19 protein-coding genes are annotated in these 22,204 nt (G+C 73.3%); 12 read left to right on the forward strand and 7 right to left on the reverse strand.

The annotated features are described in order from the left end of the window. Positions 1–87 precede the first annotated feature (87 nt). The gene (locus AC4BDD_RS02090; RefSeq protein WP_490689229.1) at positions 88–1,257 is read right to left on the reverse strand and encodes an 8-amino-7-oxononanoate synthase; all 1,170 of its coding nucleotides are present in this window, start codon (positions 1,255–1,257) and stop codon (positions 88–90) included. 211 nt (positions 1,258–1,468) lie between these two features. Between AC4BDD_RS02090 and bioB the strand changes: the two genes are divergently transcribed. The 3 genes from bioB to bioD all read left to right on the forward strand — a co-directional run bounded on the left by bioB (position 1,469) and on the right by bioD (position 4,823). After that, positions 1,469–2,710 (forward strand): biotin synthase BioB, encoded by a 1,242-nt coding sequence (bioB, locus tag AC4BDD_RS02095; RefSeq protein ID WP_490689230.1) that lies wholly within the window; start codon positions 1,469–1,471, stop codon positions 2,708–2,710. Further along, the gene (locus AC4BDD_RS02100; protein WP_490689231.1) at positions 2,703–4,019 is read left to right on the forward strand and encodes an adenosylmethionine--8-amino-7-oxononanoate transaminase; all 1,317 of its coding nucleotides are present in this window, start codon (positions 2,703–2,705) and stop codon (positions 4,017–4,019) included. The genes bioB and AC4BDD_RS02100 overlap by 8 nt, the downstream gene beginning before the upstream one ends. Before the next feature lie 90 nt (positions 4,020–4,109). Next, positions 4,110–4,823, forward strand: a complete 714-nt coding sequence (gene bioD, locus AC4BDD_RS02105) for a dethiobiotin synthase (RefSeq protein ID WP_490689232.1) — start codon at positions 4,110–4,112, stop codon at positions 4,821–4,823. A 166-nt stretch (positions 4,824–4,989) separates the two neighbouring features. Here bioD and AC4BDD_RS02110 read toward each other — a convergent pair whose 3' ends face one another. After that, positions 4,990–5,388, reverse strand: a complete 399-nt coding sequence (locus tag AC4BDD_RS02110; protein WP_490689233.1) for a fic family toxin-antitoxin system, toxin component — start codon at positions 5,386–5,388, stop codon at positions 4,990–4,992. After that, complete coding sequence (locus AC4BDD_RS02115) at positions 5,385–5,612, reverse strand: antitoxin (protein WP_490689234.1); 228 nt, start codon at positions 5,610–5,612, stop codon at positions 5,385–5,387. The genes AC4BDD_RS02110 and AC4BDD_RS02115 overlap by 4 nt, the downstream gene beginning before the upstream one ends. 158 nt (positions 5,613–5,770) lie before the next feature. Here AC4BDD_RS02115 and AC4BDD_RS02120 point away from each other — a divergent pair, with 158 nt between their 5' ends. From AC4BDD_RS02120 to AC4BDD_RS02140, 5 genes are all read left to right on the forward strand, one after another. Next, positions 5,771–6,604: an ABC transporter ATP-binding protein gene (locus AC4BDD_RS02120; RefSeq protein WP_490689235.1), complete on the forward strand. Its 834-nt coding sequence runs from the start codon at positions 5,771–5,773 to the stop codon at positions 6,602–6,604. A gap of 10 nt (positions 6,605–6,614) precedes the next feature. After that, on the forward strand, positions 6,615–9,191 hold the full coding sequence (locus AC4BDD_RS02125; RefSeq protein ID WP_490689236.1) for an FtsX-like permease family protein: 2,577 nt from the start codon (positions 6,615–6,617) through the stop codon (positions 9,189–9,191). 89 nt (positions 9,192–9,280) lie between these two features. Then, positions 9,281–10,183: an LLM class F420-dependent oxidoreductase gene (locus tag AC4BDD_RS02130; RefSeq protein WP_490689237.1), complete on the forward strand. Its 903-nt coding sequence runs from the start codon at positions 9,281–9,283 to the stop codon at positions 10,181–10,183. 99 nt (positions 10,184–10,282) lie between these two features. Then, the gene (locus tag AC4BDD_RS02135; protein ID WP_490689238.1) at positions 10,283–11,626 is read left to right on the forward strand and encodes a hemolysin family protein; all 1,344 of its coding nucleotides are present in this window, start codon (positions 10,283–10,285) and stop codon (positions 11,624–11,626) included. Then, positions 11,623–12,627, forward strand: a complete 1,005-nt coding sequence (locus AC4BDD_RS02140) for a hemolysin family protein (RefSeq protein WP_490689239.1) — start codon at positions 11,623–11,625, stop codon at positions 12,625–12,627. The genes AC4BDD_RS02135 and AC4BDD_RS02140 overlap by 4 nt, the downstream gene beginning before the upstream one ends. A gap of 18 nt (positions 12,628–12,645) precedes the next feature. On the opposite strand, the gene AC4BDD_RS02145 is transcribed toward AC4BDD_RS02140, so the two are convergent. Both AC4BDD_RS02145 and AC4BDD_RS02150 read right to left on the reverse strand, forming a co-directional pair. After that, entirely contained in the window at positions 12,646–12,924 is a 279-nt protein-coding gene (locus AC4BDD_RS02145) for a hypothetical protein (protein WP_490689240.1), read from the reverse strand. A gap of 175 nt (positions 12,925–13,099) precedes the next feature. Continuing rightward, the gene (locus tag AC4BDD_RS02150) at positions 13,100–13,354 is read right to left on the reverse strand and encodes a hypothetical protein (RefSeq protein ID WP_490689241.1); all 255 of its coding nucleotides are present in this window, start codon (positions 13,352–13,354) and stop codon (positions 13,100–13,102) included. 87 nt (positions 13,355–13,441) lie between these two features. On the opposite strand from AC4BDD_RS02150, the gene AC4BDD_RS02155 reads away from it, so the two are divergent. Further along, positions 13,442–14,236 carry an SGNH/GDSL hydrolase family protein gene (locus AC4BDD_RS02155; RefSeq protein WP_490689242.1) on the forward strand — a complete coding sequence of 265 codons (795 nt, stop codon included), beginning with the start codon at positions 13,442–13,444 and terminating at the stop codon, positions 14,234–14,236. A 52-nt stretch (positions 14,237–14,288) separates the two neighbouring features. Here the strand turns inward: AC4BDD_RS02155 and AC4BDD_RS02160 are convergent, their stop codons facing one another. Next, positions 14,289–15,002 carry an SDR family oxidoreductase gene (locus AC4BDD_RS02160; RefSeq protein ID WP_490689243.1) on the reverse strand — a complete coding sequence of 238 codons (714 nt, stop codon included), beginning with the start codon at positions 15,000–15,002 and terminating at the stop codon, positions 14,289–14,291. Between the two features lie 112 nt (positions 15,003–15,114). On the opposite strand from AC4BDD_RS02160, the gene AC4BDD_RS02165 reads away from it, so the two are divergent. From AC4BDD_RS02165 to AC4BDD_RS02175, 3 genes are all read left to right on the forward strand, one after another. After that, positions 15,115–15,942 carry a helix-turn-helix transcriptional regulator gene (locus tag AC4BDD_RS02165; protein ID WP_490691622.1) on the forward strand — a complete coding sequence of 276 codons (828 nt, stop codon included), beginning with the start codon at positions 15,115–15,117 and terminating at the stop codon, positions 15,940–15,942. Positions 15,943–16,131: 189 nt separating this feature from the next. After that, positions 16,132–17,976: a thiamine pyrophosphate-requiring protein gene (locus AC4BDD_RS02170; protein ID WP_490689244.1), complete on the forward strand. Its 1,845-nt coding sequence runs from the start codon at positions 16,132–16,134 to the stop codon at positions 17,974–17,976. After that, positions 17,973–19,109 carry an enolase C-terminal domain-like protein gene (locus AC4BDD_RS02175; protein WP_490689245.1) on the forward strand — a complete coding sequence of 379 codons (1,137 nt, stop codon included), beginning with the start codon at positions 17,973–17,975 and terminating at the stop codon, positions 19,107–19,109. Before AC4BDD_RS02170 ends, AC4BDD_RS02175 begins: the two co-directional genes overlap by 4 nt. Here AC4BDD_RS02175 and AC4BDD_RS02180 read toward each other — a convergent pair. Beyond that, positions 19,091–22,135: an FAD-binding and (Fe-S)-binding domain-containing protein gene (locus AC4BDD_RS02180; protein ID WP_490689246.1), complete on the reverse strand. Its 3,045-nt coding sequence runs from the start codon at positions 22,133–22,135 to the stop codon at positions 19,091–19,093. The genes AC4BDD_RS02175 and AC4BDD_RS02180 overlap by 19 nt on opposite strands. Positions 22,136–22,204 lie beyond the last annotated feature (69 nt).

Consider the following 22,204-nt stretch of genomic DNA (forward strand, 5'->3'; position numbering starts at 1 on the left):
GCGGTGATCTCTGCTACAGCGGAGTGGATGCGGCGACCGGAGACGGATCCGGCGGCGGGATCGCCGACCCCGCCCCGCCGGCGGTGGTTACCGGAGGTCGGAGGCGGCGGCCGGCGCGGTCCGCGAGACCACCGCTAGAGCCTGGTCGACCTGCTGGTCCGTCAGGTCCGCGCGCGCGGTCAGCCGCAGCCGCGATATCCCGTCCGGGACGGACGGCGGCCGGAAGCAGCCGACCAGCAGCCCGGCCGCCCGGCAGTCCGCCGCCCAGCGCACCGCCGCCTCCGGTGAGGGGGCGCGGACCGAGACCACCGCGGCGTCGGGCCGCACCGCGGTCAGCCCGGCGGCGGTCAGCCCTTCGTACAGCGCGGTCGCCACCGCGCGCGCCCGGCCGGCGCGCTCCGGCTCCCGGCGCAGCAGGCGCGTCGCGGCGAGCGCCGCGCCGACCGCGGCCGGGTTGAGCCCGGTGTCGAAGATGAAGGTACGGGCCGTGTTGACCAGGTGCTCGATGACCCGGGCGGGGCCGAGCACCGCGCCGCCCTGGCTGCCCAGCGACTTCGACAGGGTGACGGTGGCGACGACCTCCGGCGCGCCGGAGAGCCCGGCGGCGTGCACGGCGCCGCGGCCGCCGTCGCCGAGCACGCCGAGTCCGTGCGCGTCGTCGACCAGCAGCCCGGCCCCGCCGTCGCGGCAGGCGTCGAGCAGTCCGGCCAGCGGGGCGGCGTCGCCGTCGACGGAGAACACCGAGTCGGTGACGGCGAGCGCGGGGCCGGAGTGTCCGTCGAGCGCCTTGCGGACCGCGTCGGGGTCGGCGTGCGGCACCACGGCGGTCTCCGCGCGGGAGAGCCGGCAGCCGTCGATGAGCGAGGCGTGATTGCCCGCGTCCGAGACGACCAGGCCGCCGCGGGTGCTCAGCGCGGTGACGGCGGCGAGGTTGGCGGCGTAGCCGGAGGAGAGCACCAGGGCGGCTTCGAAACCGCAGAAGTCGGCCAGCTCCGCTTCCAGTTCGGCGTGCAGCTCGGTGCTGCCGGTGACCAGCCGGGAGCCGGTGGCGCCAGCTCCCCAGCGGTTGGCGGCGGCGGCCGCCGCCGCGGTGACCTCGGGCTGCCGGGCCAGGCCCAGATAGTCGTTGCACGCCAGGTCCAGCAGCGGCGAGTCGGCCGGGCGGGGTTGCAGGCGACGGACGAGACCGGCGCGCCTGCGGTGCTCGCGCTCCGCGTCGATCCAGTCGAACGGGCCGTCCGGGCGCTGCTGGGGCATGGGCCGTCCTTCGTCTGCGTCTCGCCACGGGCCCGTCGCCCGGACCCCCTTGGATGCACGGCGGGGCCCACGGGCGGCCCCTTGTATGCATTGGCTAGAAGTTAACCCTCCCTCGCGTCGGTCAGGGTGTGGCAATACACACACCTCGATCGCGGGTCGTTGTGCGATCTCTCCTTGGCCGAGGGCGGTCCGGTAGGACAGGATCAGCGCCATGGACCTGCTGAACACGCTGGTGGAGAAGGGGCTGCGGCGCGAATCGCCGACCCGCGAGGAGGCGCTCGCCGTACTGGCGACGTCCGACGACGAGCTGCTCGATGTGGTGGCCGCGGCCGGCAAGGTACGCCGAGCCTGGTTCGGGCGGCGGGTGAAGCTCAACTATCTGGTGAACCTCAAGTCGGGGCTGTGCCCCGAGGACTGCTCGTACTGCTCGCAGCGGCTCGGCTCCAAGGCCGAGATCCTGAAGTACACCTGGCTGAAGCCCGAGGAGGCGGCGGCCGCGGCGCGAGCGGGGGTCGCCGGCGGTGCCAAGCGGGTGTGCCTGGTCGCCAGCGGTCGCGGTCCGACCGACCGTGACGTGGACCGGGTGGCGAAGACCATCGCGGCGGTCAAGGAGGGGAACGAGGGCGTCGAGGTGTGCGCCTGCCTGGGGCTGCTCTCCGACGGTCAGGCCGCCCGGCTGAAGAACGCCGGCGCGGACGCGTACAACCACAACCTGAACACCTCGGAAGCCACGTACGGGGACATCACGACCACCCACACCTACGCGGACCGGGTGGACACCGTGCAGCAGGCGCAGGCGGTGGGCATGTCGGCCTGCTCCGGGCTGATCGCGGGCATGGGCGAGAGCGACGAGGACCTGGTGGACGTGGTCTTCTCGCTGCGCGAGCTGGACCCGGACTCGGTGCCGGTCAACTTCCTCATCCCGTTCGAGGGCACTCCGCTGGCCAAGGAGTGGAATCTGACGCCGCAGCGGGCGCTGCGCATTCTCGCCATGGTCCGCTTCGTCTGTCCGGACGTGGAGGTGCGGCTCGCCGGCGGGCGTGAGGTGCACCTGCGCTCGATGCAGCCGCTGGCGCTGCACCTGGCCAACTCGATCTTCCTCGGTGACTACCTGACCAGTGAGGGTCAGGCGGGCAAGGACGACCTGGCGATGATCGCCGACGCCGGATTCGAGGTGGAGGGGACCGACACCACGACGCTCCCCGCGCACCGGGCCGACGCTCTGGCCGCCGCCGGCTGCGGCGGACACGGCGACGGCGGCTGCGGTCCGTGCGGCGACGGCGGCGCGGCCGGCGAGGCGACCGGTCACGGCCCCTGCGGAGCCGGTGAGCCGGTCGCGGGCGAGGTGGCCGAGGAGCCGGTGCCGGTGCCGGCGGCCGCGGGCGAGCCGCGCACCGACCTGGTCGCGGTGCGCCGGCGGGGCGCGGGCACGGAGCTGCCGCCCAATGCCTGAGTCGCCGGACACCCGCCTGACCCCGGCCGAGCTGCTCGACCTGGACCGGCAGCACGTCTGGCATCCGTACGGCCCCATGCCCGGTCGCCAGGAGCCGCTGCTGGTCGAGTCGGCGTCGGGCGTGCGGCTGCGGCTCGGCGCGCCCGCGGAGGGCCGGACCGAGCTGATCGACGGCATGGCGTCGTGGTGGGCGGCCCTGCACGGCTACAACCACCCGGTGCTCAACGAGGCGGCCCGCCATCAGCTGGACCGGATGAGCCATGTGATGTTCGGCGGGCTCACCCACGAGCCGGCGATCCGGCTCGCCACCCGCCTGGTGGAGATCACCCCCGAGCCGCTTCAGCATGTCTTCCTCGCCGACTCCGGATCGGTGTCGGTCGAGGTCGCGGTGAAGATGTGCAAGCAGTACTGGCACTCGGTGGGCCGGCCGGCCAAGCAGCGGCTGCTGACCTGGCGGGGCGGCTACCACGGCGACACCTGGCAGCCCATGTCGGTGTGCGACCCGGACGGCGGGATGCACCGGCTGTGGGCGGGGTCGCTGCCCCAGCAGGTCTTCGCGGACGCGCCGCCGGCCGGTTTCGACGCCGAACCGGACCCGGCGTACGTGGCGCATCTGCGCGAGACGATGGCGCGCCACGCGGACGAGGTGGCCGCGGTCATCGTGGAACCGGTCGTGCAGAACGCCGGCGGGATGCGCTTCCACTCCCCCGGCTACCTGCGGGTGCTGCGCGAGCTGTGCGACGAGTACGACCTGCTGCTGATCTTCGATGAGATCGCCACCGGCTTCGGGCGCACCGGCACGCTGTTCGCCGCGGAGCACGCGGGGGTCTCGCCGGATGTGATGTGCGTAGGCAAGGCGCTGACCGGCGGTTACCTCACGCTGGGGGCGACGCTGTGCACGACGCGGGTCGCGGCGGGCATCTCCGGCGGCGAGGTGCCGGTGCTGGCGCACGGCCCCACGTTCATGGGCAACCCGTTGGCCACCGCGGTCGCCCTGGCCTCGATCGATCTGCTGCTGTCGCACGACTGGCAGCAGGAGGTCAAGCGGATCGAGGCCGGGCTGCGTGAGGGCCTGGCGGAGGCCGCCGGGCTGCCGGGGGTGCGGGACGTACGGGTGCTCGGCGCGATCGGCGTGGTCCAGCTGGACCACCCGGCGGACATGGCCGCCGCGACGAGGGCGGCGATCCGCGAGGGGGTCTGGATCCGGCCGTTCGGTGAGCTGCTGTACACCATGCCGCCGTTCGTGACGGGCGATCAGGACCTGGCGCGGATCTGCGCGGCGGTGCGCGCCGCGGCCCGGGTGGGCTGAGCACCCCTCGGAAATCAGACCGCGGAAGAAGTCCTCGTAAGAAGAGCTCGGAAGAGACCGAAGAAGACGGCAGAAGGGTGAGCGGGACAGATGTCGGTGCTTGTGGTCACCGGTACCAACACGGAGATCGGCAAGACGGTGGTGACGGCCGCGCTGGCGGCCGTCGCGCTGGCGAGCGGCCGGTCGGTGGCGGTGCTCAAGCCCGCGCAGACCGGGGTGGCGGCGGGTGAGCCGGGCGACGTCGCGGAGGTGGCCCGGCTCGCCGGTCCGGTGACCGGGTCCGAACTCGCCCGCTATCCCGAACCGTTGGCCCCGGACGTGGCGGCCCGGCGGGCCGGTCTGGCCGCGGTGCGTCCCGACCAGGTGGCGGCCGAGGCCGAGCGGCTGGCCGCCGAACACGACCTGGTGCTGGTCGAGGGGGCCGGCGGCCTGCTCGTCCGCTTCGACGACGAGGGCTCCACGCTCGCCGACGCGGCCCGGCTGCTGGGGGCGCCGGTTCTCGTCGTCACCCAGGCGGGGCTGGGCACGCTCAACATGACCCAGCTGACGGCGGAGGCGTTGCGCGCCCGGGGGCTGGAGTGCCCCGGGGTGGTCATCGGCCGCTGGCCGGCCGTGCCGGATCTGGCGGTGCGGTGCAATCTGTCCGACCTGCCCAAGGACGCGGGGGCGCCGCTGCTGGGCGCGGTGCCGGATGCCGCGGGCGCGCTGCCGCCGGAGGAGTTCCGCGCGGCAGCGCCGGGCTGGCTGGCTCCGGCGCTGGGCGGCAGCTGGCAGGCGGAGCGCTTCGCCGCGCTGTTCGGCTGACGGGCGCGCGCTTCAGGCCGGGCTGTCCGCCTGAGGTGCGCCTTGGGCGCGTGTCGCTCGCCCGAGCACGCAGCCCGCGGCATCCGTCCTGCCGGCGCGCCGTGGGCGCGGGCCCGTGCCCGAGCGCGCTGCCTGCTCCCCTGGACGCGCCCGCCCCGGCGGCGGCTCACTCCCGGTTGTCGTCCTGGCCGTCGGGCGGGCTCCAGCTGCGCAGCTCGTCCGCGATGGTGCGCACGTCCGCTGTGCCGTCCTTGACCAGCCGGGCCAGGTCGCGGACCTGCTCCGGCGAGATGGCGATGCGCAGCCCGCCGGCGACCAGATAGGCGTACGCCACGGCGCAGGCGAACAGGGCGTTGGACCGCTCCAGCGCGGGCACCCGCAGCAGGAGCTGGAGCAGGGCGGCGGCGCGGGCCTGCGGGTCCTGGTAGACGGGGATGCCGAAGATCTCCGCTTCATGGCGGCTCACCGCGGCCACCAGGGCGCCGTAGTCGGTGACCTGGGGATCCCCGGGAGTGCTGTGCTCGGCGATCATCAGCAGCCAGGCGAGGTCGATCCGCACGGTCAACGGCGTGCGTCGCCCTGCCGGCCGAACTCCTCGGCGAAGACGCCGCGGTACTGCTTCATGAAGTCGGCGGCGGCGTCGACGAAGGTCTGACCGACCTCGCCGGCGTCCTTGCGCACCAGCTCCTCGATGTAGCGGTTCACGCTCATCCCCCGCTGGAGGGCCCGCTCCCGCGCGGTCTCCGCGGTGGTCTCATCCACCCGCACGTTCAGCTGAGTCTTCGCCATACCTCCAAGCTAGCGGGGAACCGCTAGCACCGGCAAGACGCGCGGGGGGCGCGGGGATACCGATCGGCGCCGCCCCGGCCTAGTCTCGGCTCTGACACGCTGGTACACGCCCAGGGGGCTTGACCCATTGGACCCCCGGCTCACACGCGGGAGGCGCCTTGTCCACGACGGCGGCGGAGGCCGGCCGGGCCGGCGAGGAGCGGCGGTTCGCGGCCCGGGCCGCGGCCCTGACCAAGGCGTACGGCACCGGTGAGACGGCCGTACTGGCGCTGGACGCGGTGGATGTGGCGATCGAAAGCCGCCGCTTCACCGCCGTCATGGGGCCCTCCGGCTCCGGGAAGTCGACGCTGATGCACTGCCTGGCCGGGCTCGACACGGTCTCGGCCGGCAAGGTGTGGCTGGGCGAGACCGAGATCACCGGGCTCAGCGACCGGGAGCTGACCCGGCTGCGCCGGGACCGGGTGGGTTTCGTCTTCCAGTCGTTCAACCTGCTGCCGACGCTCACCGCGGCGGAGAACATCACCCTCCCGATGGACATCGCGGGCCGCCGGCCGGATCCGGGGTGGCTGGACCGGGTCATCGACACCCTGGGGCTGCGGGACCGGCTCAGCCACCGGCCCGCGCAGCTGTCCGGGGGGCAACAGCAGCGTGTCGCCTGTGCCCGCGCGCTGGCCTCCCGTCCGGAGCTGATCTTCGCCGACGAGCCCACCGGCAATCTGGACTCGCGGTCCGGACTGGATGTGCTGACCTTCCTGCGCGCGGCCGTGGACGAGCTGGGGCAGACGGTGGTCATGGTCACCCACGACCCCTCCGCCGCCGCCCACTCCGACCTGGTGATCTTCCTCGGTGACGGCCGGATCGTCGACGAGATGCCGGCGCCCACGGCGGAGGCGGTACTGGAGCGGATGCGGCTGTTCACCGGGGGCTTCCAGGGCGCCGACCGGCCGCCCGTCCGGCCCGCCGACGGGACCCGCACCGAGCGGAAGGGCTGAGTGGCGGCCGATGCTCCGGGCCACGCTGCGCAGCTTCCTCGCCCACAAGGGCAGGCTGCTGCTGTCGGCGCTCGCCGTCGTGCTGTCGGTCGCGTTCGTCTCCGGCAGCCTGGCCTTCTCCGACACCGTCAGCCGCACCTTCGACCAGCTGTTCAAGTCGACCGCCTCGGATGTCTCCGTGGAGCCCCGGTCGGAGTTCGACGAGAACGCCAACTACGGCACCGGGCGGACCCCGACCCTGCCGGCCTCGCTGGCGGACCGGGTGCGCCGGGTGCCGGGCGTCGCGGAGGCGCGGGCGGACATCACCGCGCGGCGCGTCACCGTGGTCGACGCGCGGAACAAGCAGGTCGGACCGACCACCAACGCGCCGACCATCGCCACCGACTGGAACCCGCGGGAACGCAGCCCGGTGCGGCTGACGCGAGGCCACGCCCCGCACGGCGACGGCCAGGCGATCATCGACGCGGACACCGCCGACCGCAGGCACGTCGGGATCGGCGACCGGCTGCGGGTCATCGCGGGGCCCGGCACCTTCCCGGTGCGGGTCGTGGGCATCGCGACCTTCACCACCACCAACCCGGGCGCGGCGCTGGTCTTCATCGACCCGTCGGTCGCCGGGTCCAGGCTGCTCGGTGATCCAAAGGCGGCGACCTCCATCGAGGCGGACGCGCGCCCTGGGGTCTCGGACGAGGAGCTCAAGCGGCGGATCGCCGCGGCCCTGGACGGCGGCGCCGACTTCGAGCTGCGCACCGGGGCGGAGCAGGCGCGCTCGGACGCGGAGACCTTCGGGAAGTTCCTGGACATCATCAAGTACGTGATGCTGGGCTTCGCCGGGGTGGCGGTGCTGGTCGGGGTGTTCCTGATCGTCAACACCTTCTCGATGCTCGTCGCCCAGCGCACCCGTGAGCTGGGGCTGCTGCGCGCGCTCGGCGCCGACCGCCGCCAGGTGCGCCGCTCGGTGCTGGTCGAGGCGCTGCTGCTGGGACTGGTCGGCGCCACGCTGGGGCTGGCGGCCGGTGTGGGGCTGGCGATCGGGCTGATCGATCTGCTGGGGCTGCTCGGGATGAACCTCGACGCCGCGGACCTGGTGTTCCGCTGGTCCACGCCGGTGGTGGGGTACGCGGTGGGCGTGGGCGTGACCTTCGTCGCCGCCTATCTGCCCTCGCGGCGCGCCGCCCAGGTCTCCCCGATGGCCGCCCTGTCGGATGTGGAGGTGACGGGTGTCGGCCGGCCGCTGCGGGTCCGCGCGGTCCTCGGGCTGCTGGCCGCTGCGGCGGGTGGTGCGGCGCTGCTCGGCTGCGCCGGCCGGGAGCGGACCGCCTCGGCCGCCGGGCTGCTGGGGCTGGGGGTGCTGCTGACCCTGATCGCCATGGTGATCGCGGGGCCGCTGCTGGTCCGTCCCCTGGTGCGGGTGCTCGGCGGCGCCTTCCCCAGGCTGTTCGGCCCGGTGGGGCGGCTCAGCCAGCGCAACGCGCTGCGCAACCCGCGCCGCACCGGTGCGACCGCCGCGGCGCTGATGGTCGGGCTGGCGCTGGTCGCCGGGATGTCGATCGCCGGGGCGTCGATGACCAAGTCCTTCGACGAGCAGATCGACAAGGCGCTCGGGGCCGACTTCGTGCTGCAGAGCAACACCTTCGGCCCGTTCCCGCACGAGGTCACCGAGGCGGTGCGGAAGGTGGACGGGCTGGGCACGCTGGTGCGCCAGCGGTATGTGCCGATGCGGGTGCGGCTGCCGGACGGGGAGACGGTGCGGACCACCGGCGGCGCCTTCGACCGGCGGTTCGACGAGGTGATCTCGCTGGACTACACCGCGGGCGGCACGGCGGCGGCGCTGGGCGAGGACCGCGTCGGGATGGAGGCGAAGTTCGCCCGGGACCACGGGATCCGGCCGGGCAGCGAGATCACGGCCACCTTCTCCACCGGGCGCACCGCCCGGCTGACCGTCGGCGCGCTCACCGAGTCGGAGTCCGGCAACGGCTTCGGTTCCGAGGGCGGCTTCATGATGGGCATCCCGACCGCCGAGAAGTACCTGCCCGGCAGCCAGGACGCCGCGCTGTACGCCAATGCCGCGTCCGGCACCGCGCCGGACGCGCTGCGCCGCTCCCTGGAGCGTGCCACGGCCCCCTATCCGCAGGTGAAGGTCCGTGACCAGGCCGACTACAAGGAGCTGGTGCACGATCAGATCGCGGTGCTGCTGTACCTGGTCTACGCGCTGCTCGGGCTGGCGATCATCATCGCGGTGATGGGTGTGGTCAACACCCTGGCGCTGGCGGTGGTGGAGCGTACCCGGGAGATCGGGCTGCTGCGCGCGATCGGACTCTCCCGCTCGCAGACCCGGCGGATGGTGCGGCTGGAGGCCGTGGTGATCGCGGTCTTCGGCGCGGTGCTGGGGCTGGCGCTGGGCCTGGTGTGGGGGGTGACGATGCATCACGTGCTGTCACTGGAGGGGATGACGGCTCTGGCCATCCCCTGGTCGACGATGGTGGCGGTGCTCATCGGGTCGGTGGTGGTGGGGCTGGTCGCGGCGCTGCTGCCCGCGCTGCGGGCCTCCCGGATGAACGTCCTGGCCGCGATCGCGCACGAATAGGACCCGTACAGGCCCCGAGGACGACCCCGCCCGCACAACCGGAGCCTGACTCCGGTACGTTCGGTCGCACAAGCGATCAAGGAGTGCGCATGACACGGCCGTTCCGATTCGGAGTCAACCTGCTCGCCGCCGCGCCCCGCGCGCAGTGGCGGGCCAAGTGCCGTCTGGCCGAGCAGCTGGGCTACGACGTACTGCTGGTCCCGGACCACATCGAACTCGGCATGCCCGCGCCGTTCCCGGCCCTGGTGGCGGCCGCCGAGGCCACCGAGCGCCCGCGCCTGGGCACCTTCGTGCTCAACGCGGGTTTCTGGAACCCCGCGCTGCTCGCCCGCGAGGTGGCGACCACCGACGCGCTCACCGGCGGACGGCTGGAGTTGGGTCTGGGGACCGGCTATGTGAAGGCGGAGCACGACTCGGCGGGGCTGCCCTTCGGCACCCCCGGCCAGCGGGTCACCCATCTGGAGCGCACCGTCACCGAGCTGGACCGGCTGCTGGGCGACCCCGACTACGTACCCCGGCCCGCGCAGACGCCGCGACCGCCGCTGCTGCTCGGCGGCAACGGCGACCGGGTACTGCGGATCACCGCGCGCCACGCCGACATAGCCGCCTTCACCGGCGCGGTGCAGGCGCCCGGCGAGCCGGAGGGCACGCTGCGGATCACCCCGCCGGACGTCCTCGCCGAGCGGGTGGCGACATACCGGCGGTTCGCGACGGAGGCGGGCCGCGCCGAGCCGGCCGAGCTGAACTACCTGGTGCAGGTGGTGACGGTGACCGACGACCGGCGCGCGGCGGCCCGTGAGTTCGCCGCCCACGCCCCCGACCTCACCGAGGACGAGCTGCTGGATCACCCGGCGCTGCTGCTGGGCACCCCGAAGCAGATGGCCGAGCAGCTGCGGGCGCACCGGGAGCGGTTCGGCTTCTCCTACTTCACCGTGCTCGACCACAACCTGGAGGCGTTCGCCCCGGTGATCGAGGAGTTGCACGGCGGCTGAGAGGGGCGGGGCCGCCGACCGGGCACCCGCCGCGGGAGGGCCGCTTCGCCGACGCGCGATCCGCCGTGCCCTGTCCGACCATGGGACGGAGGTGAACCGATGACCGAAGTGATCCTCCTGGTGGTCGCCGTGTTGCTGACGCTTGGCTGCGCGGTCTTCGTGGCGGCGGAGTTCTCCCTGACCACGGTCGAGCGCTCGGAGCTGGAGATCGCCGCCGAACGCGGTGATCGCGGCGCGGACAGCGCGCTGAGGGCGGTGCGCGGGCTCACCTTCCAGCTCTCCGGCGCCCAGCTCGGCATCACCGTCACCGGCCTGATCATCGGCATGCTCTCCGAGCCGTCGATCGCCGCGCTGCTCACCGGCCCGGCGGAAGCGCTGGGCCTGTCCCGGTCGGCGGCCTCCGGCACCGCGCTGGTGGTGGGCACCATGCTCTCCACCGTGGTGCTGATGGTGGTGGGCGAGCTGGTCCCGAAGAACTGGGCGATCTCCCGGCCGCTGCCGGTGGCCAAGAAGGTGGCCGGTCCGCAGCGCGCCTTCAGCGCCGCCTTCCGTCCCTTCATCCGGCACCTCAACAACGCCGCGAACCGGACCGTGCGCCGGTTCGGGGTGGAGCCCACCGAGGAGCTGGCCTCCGCGCGCGGCCCGCAGGAGCTGGTCGCGCTGGCCCGGCACTCGGCGAAGGAGGGCGCGCTGGAGGCGGACACCGCCGAGCTGTTCGTGCGGACGCTCAATCTCGCCGAGCTGACCGCCGAGAACGTCATGACCCCGCGGGTGCAGGTGATCGCGCTGGACGCGCAGGCCACGGCCGAGGACGTGGCCAACGCCACCCGCGCCACCGGCCTGTCCCGGTTCCCCGTCTACCGCGGCAGCCTGGACGCGGTCGTCGGTGTCGCGCACATCAGGGACGTGCTCGGGGTGCCGGCCGAGCTGCGTCCCCGCCACCCGGTGACGGAGCTGCTGCGCGAGCCGCTGCTGGTGCCGGCCTCGCTGACCGTGGACCGGCTGCTGGACCAGCTGTCCACCAGGCGGGGCATGGCCGTGGTGATCGACGAGTACGGCGGCACCGCCGGCGTGGCGACCTTGGAGGACATCGTCGAGGAGGTGGTCGGCGAGGTCCGCGACGAGCACGACCCGATGGAGACCCCCGACCTGGCCCCGGCCGGCACCGACAGCGACGGCCGGCTGCTGTACGACGCGGACGGCGCGGCCCGCACAGACCAGCTGGAGGCCATCGGCCTGCGCGTCCCGGAGGGCCCGTACGAGACGCTGGCCGGGCTGGTCGCGACCGAGCTCGGCCGCATCCCGGTGGGGGGTGACGGCCTTGAGGTGGCGGGCTGGCGGATCGAGGTCACGGACGCCTCGGGCCGTCGTGTGGCACGCGCCCGGCTGCGCGCACCGGAGCCGCGCGAGCCGGGCGGCGCTGGTGAGGGGGCCGGCCGGTGATCGTCATCCAGCTGCTGATCGGCCTGCTGACGCTGGTCGTCAACGCCTTCTTCGTCGGCGCGGAATTCGCCATGATCTCGGTGCGGCGCAGCCAGGTGGAGCCCGCCGCCCAGCGCGGGGACCGTCGGGCGAACGCCGTGATGTGGGGGCTGGAGCACGTCTCGGCGCTGCTGGCCGCCGCGCAGCTGGGCATCACGCTGTGCACCCTGGTGCTCGGCGTGGTGGCCGAGCCGGCCATCGCCCACCTGCTGGAGCCGGTCTTCCACACGGTGGGGCTGCCGGACGGGCTGATCCATCCGGTGGCGTTCGTGATCGCGCTGGCCGCGGCGACCTATCTGCACATGCTCTTCGGCGAGATGGTGCCGAAGAACATCGCGCTGGCCGACCCGGTGCGCTCCGCGCTGCTGCTCGGCCCGCCGCTGGTCACCCTGGCCCGGGCCCTGCGGCCGGTGATCTTCGGGGTGAACGCCTTCGCGAACGGCATTCTGAAGCTGCTGCGGGTGGAACCCAAGGGCGAGGTCGCGGCGACCTTCTCGGACGCCGAGCTGGCCCGGATGGTCGCGGACTCCAGCGAGGCCGGGCTGCTGGACGACCGGGCCACCGACCGGCTGCGGGAGGCCCTGGAGCTGGGCCGCAGGCCGGTGCGCGACGTGGTGCTGCCCGTGGAGCGGGTGGTCTCGGTGCCGCCGGAGGTGACCCCCGAGGAACTGGAGCGGCTGTCCGCGGAAGCCGGCTTCTCCCGCTTCCCGGTGGTCGGCGACGACGGCCGGATCCGCGGCTATCTGCATGTGAAGGACGCGCTCGACGCCCGTCCGCGGGATGTGCCGTTCCGCCCCGGGCAGATGCGGCCGATCGCCCGGGTGCGGGCCGCCACCCCGCTGGACGACGTGCTCACCGCGATGCGCGGCAGCCAGACCCACCTGGCCGCGGTGATCGGGGACGACGGGCGGCTGGTCGGCCTGGTCACCATGGAGGACGTGCTGCGCGAGCTCGTCGCCTAGGGGGTGTCCGGCGGGGGGTCAGCGCTTCTCGGGGCCCGGCCCCGGATCTTCTATGCGCCCGGCCTCGTGCGCGAGGATGCACGCCTGCCAGCGGGCCAGCGCCTCCTGCCGGCCCCCGCCCTCGGCCTCGGCGACGGCCAGCAGGGTGTCCGCGGCCATCGCCGCGAGCCGGACCGCGACCCGGCACACATCGCGTGCCGCCAGCGGTGCCAGCAGGGTGACGGCCGCCTCGCTGTCGTCGGCGAGTGCCGTGGCGACGACGGCCATGGTCGTTCGGTCACACTCATAGGCGTCCACGCCGATCAGGCTGCCCCACCAGGCACCCCGCGGAACCGCGCGGGCGCGACGGACTCGTGTACGGCCCCGCCCGGCCGGCGCCAACGACCGGCCGCGCGCCGGGTCCGGCCAGGGGCCACCCGGCAGGCCGCTCTCGGACGCCGCGTCCGGGTGCGCGCCGGCCGGCCGCGCACGGTCAGGCGCCGGGCCCGGCCCCCGGCCCGGCCTCCGGCACGCCCGTGCCGTGACCGGGCGGCATGCGCCCGGACGGGTCGTACCGGAACACGGTGAACTCGACGCCGCCGATCAGCTTGTTCCGGCCCGTCCTGCGGTACAGCTCCGGCGGCCGGAAGATGTTGTCGTCCCAGATGTCCGTGCCGGGCTCGAGATTCCACGTCACCGTCGTGCCGTTCCGCGCACCGCCCTCGAAGAAGATGTGCGTGATGGCCATGGGGCCGATGATGCTCGCGCCCGGCGCCGGGCGCACCCGGAGCCTGCTCCCGGCCGCGCGCGGGCGACCCGTTAAGATCACCGCGCCATGCAGACGAACGCCACGCACACCAGCTTTGTCGCGATCGGCGACTCCTTCACCGAGGGCATGTCCGACCTGCTCGCGGACGGCTCCTACCGGGGCTGGGCGGACCTGCTCGCCGCCCGCCTGGCGGCCCGCGCACGCGAGATGGGCGACGGGCAGCCAGGCGCATTCCGTTACGCCAATCTGGCCGTCCGCGGCAAGCTGATCGGCCAGATCGTCGGCGAGCAGTCCCGCCCGGCGGCCGCGATGGGCGCCGATCTGGTGACCATGGTGGGCGGTCTCAACGACGTGCTGCGCCCCAAGTGCGACGTCGGCCGGGTCTGCGCGCTGCTGGAGGAGGCCGTGGAGCGCCTGGCCCCCAGTTGCCGGCAGCTGGTGCTGATGCGCAGCCCCGGCCGGCGGGGCGCGGTGCTGGAGCGGTTCCGGCCGCGTATGGAAGCGCTCTTCTCGCACATCGACGCCCTCGCCGCCCGGCATGACGCGGTGGTGGTCGATCTCTTCGCCTCCGAGGTGCTCGGGGACCCCCGGATGTGGGCGGACGACCGGCTGCACCTGAACGCCGAGGGTCACCGGCGGGTGGCCGAGGCGGTGTGGCAGGCGCTCGGCTACCCGGCGGAGTACGACTGGAACGCGCCGCTGCCGCCGCCGGCGCGCCCGGGGTGGGCCACCCGGCGCGGCGCGGATCTGCGCTTCGCCCGCGAGCATCTGGCGCCGTGGATAGGGCGCCGGCTGACCGGCCGGTCCTCCGGGGACGGCCGCCCACCGAAGCGGGCCGAGCTGCTGCCCTACGAGGCGTGAGCCACCCGCGGGGAACGCCCCCTGGGGCACGGGCCGGGGGCGGGAGCCGCGGTCAGACGAGGCGGTGGCCGCCGTCCACGTGCAGCACGGTTCCGGTGACGAATCCGTTGCGCAGCACCGACAGGAATGCTTGGGCGATGTCCTCGGGGGTGCCGACGCGCCGGGCCGGGAGGCGCCCGGCCAGTTCGGCGAAGGCCGCCCGCTTGTCCATGCCGAGCTGGTCCCAGATGGGGGTGTCGACCCAGCCGGGCGAGACCACGTTCACCCGTACCGGGGCCAGTTCGACCGCGAGGCCGGACGCCAGGGAGGCGAGCGCGCCGTTGGCCGCGGCCACGATCGTGTTCGACCCGTTCGGCCGGTAGGCGTTGATCCCCGAGGTGTAGGTGATGGACTCGGTGACCCGGCCGGCCGCGTACTTGCCGATGAGCCAGGCACCGAGCAGTTTGGTGTCCACAACGGCTCGGGCGGCCGAGGTGGCGACATCCGCGCTCCTGCCGTACACCCCTGTCGCGTCCGCCGCGGTGACCACCACATGCGCCACCCGCCCCACCTTCTCGAAGAGTTCGGCCACGTCCTCCTCCCTGCCGATGTCGGCCCGCGCCGTTGCGACCCGCCCCGCCGCGGCAGGCTCCAGCTCGGCCCGGGCGGCTGCCAGCCGGTCGACGGACCGGCCGGCGATCGTCACGTTCAGGTGTTCGGCGACCAGGGTCCGGGCCAGGGCCAGGCCCATCCCGGAGCCGCCACCGATGATCAGTGCGTCAGTCATGGCCCGAGCCTGCGCCGCGGGTCCGCAGGCGAGGAAGGCCGTAGCGATCCTGGGTGTGACACGGCCACCCGGAATGCGATCCTCCGGTGGCACACTCGGCGGCGTGAACGCCATGGCGGAATATCTGCGGGCCCGGCGCGGGCGGATCGGCCCGGCCGACGTCGGGCTGCCCACCGGTCCGGGCAACCGGCGTGCCCCCGGGCTGCGCCGAGAGGAACTGGCGGCGCTGGCCGGGGTGAGCGTCGACTACTACGCCCGCATCGAGCAGGGCAGGGAGACGGCGCCCAGCGACGCGGTCCTGGACGCGCTCGGCCGGGCGCTACGGCTCACCGAGGACGAGCATGCCCACCTCTTCGCCCTCGCCGACCGGGTCGCCGGACGGTCACCGCGCCGCCGGCCCGCCGCACCCCGGCCGGTCGGCCCTGGGCTGCGCCTGCTCCTGGAGACTCTTCGGCCCGGCCCGGCGTACGTTCTCGACGAGACCAACGACGTGCTGGCGGCCAACCCGGAGGGGCTGGAGCTGATGTCCGGCCTGGGCGACTGGCCGCCCGGGCGCCGGAACACCATCCGGTACACCTTCCTGCACCCGGCCGCGCGCACGGTCTTCGCCGACTGGGAGCGGGTGGCCCGCAACTGCGTCGCCCACCTGCGCACCGTCGAGCCGTCCGCTCCCGAGCCGACCGCGGCGCTGGTCGCCGAACTCGCCGCGGCGGACGGGGAGTTCGCGGCGCTATGGGACCGGCACGAGGTGGCGGTCAAACGCGGCGGCGCCACCGCGTTCGACCACCCGGTGATCGGCCGCGTCACCCTCGCCAACGAGATCCTCACCACCGCCGACCCCGGCAGGCGCCTGCTGCTCTACCAGGCCGCGCCCGGCACGCCCGAACACGACGCGCTGGTGCTGCTGGCCATGGCGGCGCAGGGCGCGGTCGCCCCCTGAGACCGTCCGAACGCCTCCATCGGTGCGCACGGTCCTCGCGCGGCAGTGCCCGGCCCGGCGCCCGCCCCGTCTCCACATACGACGTTTCCACTCGGTCCACGTGGTTACCCGAGGAATGTCGTGCCGTCACGCACAGCGGGCGGCACGGGCAGCGTCGCGGAAGTTCTCGGGAGTGGAAACGGAGTGCCCATGGCCAGCACGAAGGTGTCCGACTACATCCTCCAGCGGCTGCGGGACTGGGACGTGGACCATGTCTTCGCCTACGCCGGCGACGGGATCAACGGCCTCCTGGCAGCCTGGGGCCGGGCTGACAACAAGCCCAAGTTCATCCAGGCCCGGCACGAGGAGATGTCGGCGTTCCAGGCGGTGGGGTACGCCAAGTTCTCCGGCAAGGTGGGGGTGTGCGCGGCCACGTCCGGGCCGGGCGCGATCCACCTGCTGAACGGGCTCTACGACGCCAAGCTCGATCACGTTCCGGTGGTGGCGCTGGTCGGGCAGACCAACCGCAGCGCGATGGGCGGCTCGTACCAGCAGGAAGTGGACCTGCAGAACCTGTACAAGGACGTCGCCTCGGAGTTCTGCGAGACGGCGATGGTGCCGGAGCAGTTGCCGAACCTGATCGACCGGGCGATGCGCACCGCGTACGCCAAGCACACCGTCACCGCGATCATCATCCCCGCCGATGTGCAGGAGCTGGACTACACCCCGCCGACCCACGCGTTCAAGATGGTTCCCTCCAGTCTGGGCCTGGGGCGCTATGCGCCGGTGCCGTCCGAGGAGGACGTCCAGCGGGCCGCGGACGTCATGAACTCCGGCGAGAAGGTCGCCGTCCTGATCGGGCAGGGTGCCCGCGGAGCACGCGCCGAGGTCGAGCACCTCGCGGACGTGCTCGGCGCCGGTGTGGCCAAGGCGCTGCTCGGCAAGGACGCGCTGCCGGACGACCTGCCCTATGTGACCGGTGCCATCGGTCTCCTGGGCACCCGCCCCTCCTATGAGCTGATGCGGGAGTGCGACACCCTGCTGGTGATCGGCTCCAGCTTCCCCTACACGCAGTTCCTGCCGGAGCTGGACCAGGCGCGGGCGGTGCAGATCGACATCGACCCCCACATGATCGGGCTGCGCTACCCCTTCGAGGTGAACCTCGTCGGCGACTCCCGCGAGACGCTGCGACGGCTGCTGCCGCGCCTGCACCGCAAGGACGACCGGAGCTGGCGGCAGCAGATCGAGAAGAACGTCTCCCGCTGGTGGGACGTCATGCAGCGGCGCGCCGCCGTCGACGCCGACCCGATCAACCCCGAGTACGTCGTGCACGCCCTGGACGGCAGGCTGCCCGACGACGCCATCATCAGCGCCGACTCCGGTTCGGCCGCCAACTGGTACGCCCGCCACCTGCGCTTCCGCGGCCGGATGCGCGGGTCGCTCTCCGGCACGCTGGCGACGATGGGGCCGGGCGTGCCGTACGCCATCGGCGCGAAGTTCGCCCACCTGGACCGGCCGGCGATCGCCCTGGTCGGCGACGGCGCGATGCAGATGAACGGCATGATGGAGATGGTCACGGCCGCCAAGTACTGGCGTGAGTGGTCCGATCCGCGGCTGATCGTGGCGGTGCTGAACAACCACGACCTCAACCAGGTCACCTGGGAGATGCGCGCCATGTCCGGTGCCCCGCAGTTCGAGGAGTCGCAGGCCATCCCGGACCTTCCGTACGCGGGGATCGCCCAGCGCATGGGCCTGGAGGGGGTGCGGGTGGAGAAGCCCAAGCAGGTCGAGGCGGCGTGGGACCGGGCCCTTGGTGCCGACCGGCCCTTCGTCATCGACTTCTGCACCGACCCGGCCGTCCCGCCGATCCCGCCGCACGCCACCTGGGACCAGATCGAGGCCGCGGCCGGCGCGATCCTGCAAGGTGACAGCGACCGGGCGGCCATGGTGAAGCAGGGCTTCAAGGCCAAGGTGCAGGAGTTCCTGCCCGGCAGCCGGCACCGCTCCGACCGGCCCGGTGCCGGTCAGCGCGACAGCGCCGAAGAGGACCGGTGACCCGGGCGGCAGCCGCCCGGGGGCTTCAGGACGGCCCCACCGTGGAGAGCCTCTCCGTCTCCACCTACCGCGTCCCCACCGATCTGCCCGGCGGCGACGCCACCTTGACCTGGGACTCCACCACCCTCGTCCTCGTGGAGCTCACCGCGGCGGGCGAGACGGGCATCGGCTTCACCTACGGGTCGGCCGCCGCCGCCCGCCTCATCCGCGGCGAACTGGCGGACCTCGTCGTCGGGCACGACGCCGGCGACGTTCCCGCCGCCAACGACCGGATGAGCCGGGCCGTGCGCAACACCGGCAGGCCCGGCGTCGCCGCGGGCGCCATCTCCGCCGTCGACACCGCGATGTGGGATCTCAAGGCCCGCCTGCTCGGCCTGCCCCTGGTGCGCCTGCTGGGCTCGGCTCGCGGACACGTCGCGGTGTACGGCAGCGGTGGCTTCACCACGTACGACGACACCCGGCTTCAGGAGCAGTTGCGCGGCTGGACCGATCAGGGCATCGACCGGGTGAAGATCAAGATCGGGGAGTCCTGGGGCCACCGCGAGGCCCGCGACCTGGAGCGCACCCGGCTGGCCCGCCAGGCCGTGGGCGACGCGGCGGAGCTGTACGTCGACGCGAACGGCGGCTACACCCGCAAGCAGGCCGTGCGCATGGCCGCCGCCACGGCGGACCTGGGCGTCACCTGGCTGGAGGAACCGGTCTCCTCCGACGACCTCACGGGACTGCGCCTGGTGCGCGAGGCGGTCACCGCGGACGTCGCCGCCGGAGAGTACGGCTACGACCTGCCGTACTTCGCCCGGATGGCGGCCTCGGAAGCCGTCGACTGCCTCCAGGCCGACGTCACCCGCTGCGGCGGCATCACCGTGTGGCTGCGCGCCGCCGCCGTCGCCGAGGGGCTCGGGCTGCACATCTCGGGGCACTGCGCCCCGCACCTGCACGCCCACGTCGCCGCGTCGGTGCCCAACACCCGCCATGTGGAGTGGTTCCACGACCACGTCCGCATCGAGAACCTGCTGTTTCACGGCACGCTCGACCCCGAGGGCGGAACCATCACACCCGGCGCGTCCGGGGAGCCCGGGCACGGGCTCACCCTGAACCGGAAGACGGCCGAGCTCTACCGCACGACACGGTGACGCCAGGCGTGGATCAGAGCGGCCACTGCCGCGGTGGCAGCGCCCGCGGCAGCAACCGGCAGCAGGGCGCGCGGTCCGGGAGGCGCGGGACGCTCGGGCTCGGCGTCCCGTCCCCGCAGCGCCGCCGCCAGTACCTCGGCCAGGTGCGACGGGGTGCGTCCGGTTTCGGCCTGCTCGACCTGCGTACGGCAGCTGAAGCCGTCCGCGATGACGAGCGTCGCCTCGTCCGCCGCCCGCACCGCGGGCAGCAGCCCGGCCTCCGCGCAGGCCATGGAGACCTCGTAGTGCCCCGCCTCGAAGCCGAAGTTGCCCGCCAGCCCGCAGCAGCCCGCGTCCAGCACGTCGGCGTCCACTCCGGCCCGTTGGAGCACTTTCCGTTCCGCGTCGAAGCCGATGACGGCGTACTGGTGGCAGTGGCGCTGGACCACGGCGCGCGCGTCGACGGCCGGCGGCCGCCAGTCGTCCGCGCGTTCCACCAGCAGTTCGGCGAGGGTGCGCGTCTGGTTCCGTAGCCGGTCCACGTCGGGGTCCTTCGGCAGCAGCTCGGCCGCGTCCGAGCGGAACACGGCGGTGCAGCTCGGTTCGAGTCCGACCACGGGTGTGCCTCGGCGCAGGTCCTCGCGCAGGACGTCGATCGTGTGGCCCAGGACCCGCTTGGCGACGCCGAGCTGCCCGGTCGAGATCCAGGTCAGCGCGCAGCACACCGCGGCGTCGGGCACCTTGACCCGGAAGCCCGCCGCTTCCAGGACCTCCACGGCCGCCCTGCCGATCGCGGGGTGGAAGTGGTCGGTGAAGGTGTCGGGCCACAGCACCACCTCGCCCCGGTGTCCGCGACCGTGCGGTCCGCCCCGCTCGCGCCACCAGTCGGTGAAGCGTTGCTCGGCGAAGAGCGGCAGGTCGCGCTCGGGCGCGATGCCGCCGGCCCTCTTGACCACCCGGGCCACCCACTCCACCGAGGTCAGCGCGTTGACGGTGCGGGGAGCCAGCGCGGCCGCCCGGGCCACCGCCGGCAGCCAGCCCATCGAGTAGTGCGCCCGGGGCCGCGGCCGGCCCGCGTAGTGGTGATGCAGGAACTCCGCCTTGTAGGTGGCCATGTCGACGTCGACCGGGCAGTCCGTCTTGCACCCCTTGCAGGCCAGGCAGAGGTCGAGGGCGTCGCGCACCTCGGGGGAACGCCAGCTCGAATCGACCGGCGAGTCTTTGCGGACCATTTCGAACAGCAGCCGGGCCCGGCCCCTGGTGGAGTGCTCCTCCTCGCGGGTGGCACGGTAGCTGGGACACATCACTCCGCCTTCCAGCGAGCGGCACTTCCCCACCCCGACACACCGGGTGGCGGCCCGGCTGAACCTGCCGTCGTCGTGGGGGAAGGAGAAGGCGGTCCCAGGCTCCCAGGGCAGGTGGTCCGCGCCGAGCCGCAGGTTCGCGTCGAGGCGGTGCGGCAGGACGACCTTCCCCGGGTTCATCCGGTTGCCGGGATCGAACAGCCCCTTCAACCGTTCGAACGCCTCGATCAGCTCCGGCCCGAACATCTTCACCAGCAGCTCGCCCCGGGACTGACCGTCCCCGTGCTCGCCGGAGAGCGATCCGCCGTACGCCACCACCAGGTCGGCGGCCTTCTCGACGAAGGCCCGCATCCGTGCGACGCCCTCCTCGGACTCCAGGTCGAAGGGGATGCGGGTGTGGACGCAGCCCTGCCCGAAATGCCCGTACACCGCCGGCTGTCCGTAGCCGAACTCCTCGTACAGCCGCTTCAGGTCACGCAGATAGCCACCGAGGCGGTGCACCGGCACGGCGGAGTCCTCCCAGCCCTCCCAGGTGTCGGGCTGCCCCGGTACGTGGGCGGTCGCGCCCAGACCGGACTCGCGCACCTGCCACAGGTCGTGCACGTGCCGGGGGTCGTCGTACCAGGTGTGGTCGACGTCGTCCGGCTTGGCGTCGATGAGGGCCGTCGCCCGCGCCTCGACTTCCTCGCGGGTGTCCCCCGCGAACCGCACGAACAGATACGCCCGGCCACCGGGCAGGATCCGCAGCGACTCCGGATTCAGATGCTTCTCCCGCTCGAAGCGGATCAGCTGGTGGTCCACGCCTTCCAGTGCCGTCGGCTCGTGCCGCAGGACCGCCGGCACGTGGTCGGCGGCCTCGCAGATGTCCCGGTAGCCGAGGACCACCAAAGCCGTCTGCGGGCGCACCGGCACCAGCTCCAGCTCCGCCCGCACGACGGTGACCAGCGTGGACTCCGAACCGGTCAGCAGCCCGGCGACGTCGAATCCGTGCTCGGGCAGGAGCGAGTCGAGGTTGTAGCCGGAGACCCGGCGCGGGATGTCGGGATAGCGCTCGCGGACCAGGTCGGCGTACCGGTCCCGCAGCGCCGCCATCCCCCGGTAGAGCTCCGCCTCCCGGCCCTCCCCCGACATCAGCCGTTCCAGCTCGGCCTCACCGGTCCGGCCGACCCACATCCGGGTCCCGTCGTAGGTCAGCACCTGAAGGCGGTGGAGGTTGTCGACGACCTTCCCGTACGCCTGGGCCGTCGCCCCGCACGAGTTGTTGCCGATCATCCCGCCGAGGGTGCAGTTCGGATGCGTGGCCGGCTTCGGCCCGTACTGCAGGCCATGCGCCGCCAGCCGCCGGTTCAGGTCGTCCAGCACGATGCCCGGCTCGACCACGCACCGCCGGTTCGCGGCGTCCACCGACACCAGCCGGTTGCAGTACTTGCTCCAGTCCAGCACCACGGCGGTGTTGCAGCAGCCGCCCGTCAGGCTGGTGCCGCCACCACGCGAGAGCAGGGGCGCCCCGTACTCCCGGCACACCGCCACCGCCTCCTCGGCGGCCTCGACGGTCCGGGGGATCACCACGCCGATGGGGGGCTGCCGGTAGTTCGAAGCGTCTGTCGAGTACGCCGCTTTCGTACCCGCGTCGAAGCGGACCTCGCCGTCGACCCGTTCCCGCAGATCCCGCTCGAGACCACCGATGTCGATCTTCTGTGACGCACGGCGGACAACGGGCATGGGGAGGTCCACCGGATCCATGCGAAAAGCTTCCTCTCACCGATGCGCTCGTATCGCTGCCCTGACCACTCTTGTTCGTGTATCCGTGAC

The organism is Streptomyces sp. JLBT605 (assembly GCF_058215555.1).

What these genes read in the sequence shown, in the direction of transcription:
- AC4BDD_RS02090 (WP_490689229.1), bottom strand. Translation starts at nt 1,257, where the DNA reads ATGCCCCAGCAGCGCCCGGACGGCCCGTTCGACTGGATCGACGCGGAG.
- bioB (WP_490689230.1), top strand. Translation starts at nt 1,469, where the DNA reads ATGGACCTGCTGAACACGCTGGTGGAGAAGGGGCTGCGGCGCGAATCG.
- AC4BDD_RS02100 (WP_490689231.1), top strand. Translation starts at nt 2,703, where the DNA reads ATGCCTGAGTCGCCGGACACCCGCCTGACCCCGGCCGAGCTGCTCGAC.
- bioD (WP_490689232.1), top strand. Translation starts at nt 4,110, where the DNA reads ATGTCGGTGCTTGTGGTCACCGGTACCAACACGGAGATCGGCAAGACG.
- AC4BDD_RS02115 (WP_490689234.1), bottom strand. Translation starts at nt 5,612, where the DNA reads ATGGCGAAGACTCAGCTGAACGTGCGGGTGGATGAGACCACCGCGGAG.
- AC4BDD_RS02125 (WP_490689236.1), top strand. Translation starts at nt 6,615, where the DNA reads ATGCTCCGGGCCACGCTGCGCAGCTTCCTCGCCCACAAGGGCAGGCTG.
- AC4BDD_RS02130 (WP_490689237.1), top strand. Translation starts at nt 9,281, where the DNA reads ATGACACGGCCGTTCCGATTCGGAGTCAACCTGCTCGCCGCCGCGCCC.
- AC4BDD_RS02135 (WP_490689238.1), top strand. Translation starts at nt 10,283, where the DNA reads ATGACCGAAGTGATCCTCCTGGTGGTCGCCGTGTTGCTGACGCTTGGC.
- AC4BDD_RS02150 (WP_490689241.1), bottom strand. Translation starts at nt 13,354, where the DNA reads ATGGCCATCACGCACATCTTCTTCGAGGGCGGTGCGCGGAACGGCACG.
- AC4BDD_RS02155 (WP_490689242.1), top strand. Translation starts at nt 13,442, where the DNA reads ATGCAGACGAACGCCACGCACACCAGCTTTGTCGCGATCGGCGACTCC.
- AC4BDD_RS02160 (WP_490689243.1), bottom strand. Translation starts at nt 15,002, where the DNA reads ATGACTGACGCACTGATCATCGGTGGCGGCTCCGGGATGGGCCTGGCC.
- AC4BDD_RS02165 (WP_490691622.1), top strand. Translation starts at nt 15,115, where the DNA reads ATGGCGGAATATCTGCGGGCCCGGCGCGGGCGGATCGGCCCGGCCGAC.
- AC4BDD_RS02170 (WP_490689244.1), top strand. Translation starts at nt 16,132, where the DNA reads ATGGCCAGCACGAAGGTGTCCGACTACATCCTCCAGCGGCTGCGGGAC.
- AC4BDD_RS02180 (WP_490689246.1), bottom strand. Translation starts at nt 22,135, where the DNA reads ATGGATCCGGTGGACCTCCCCATGCCCGTTGTCCGCCGTGCGTCACAG.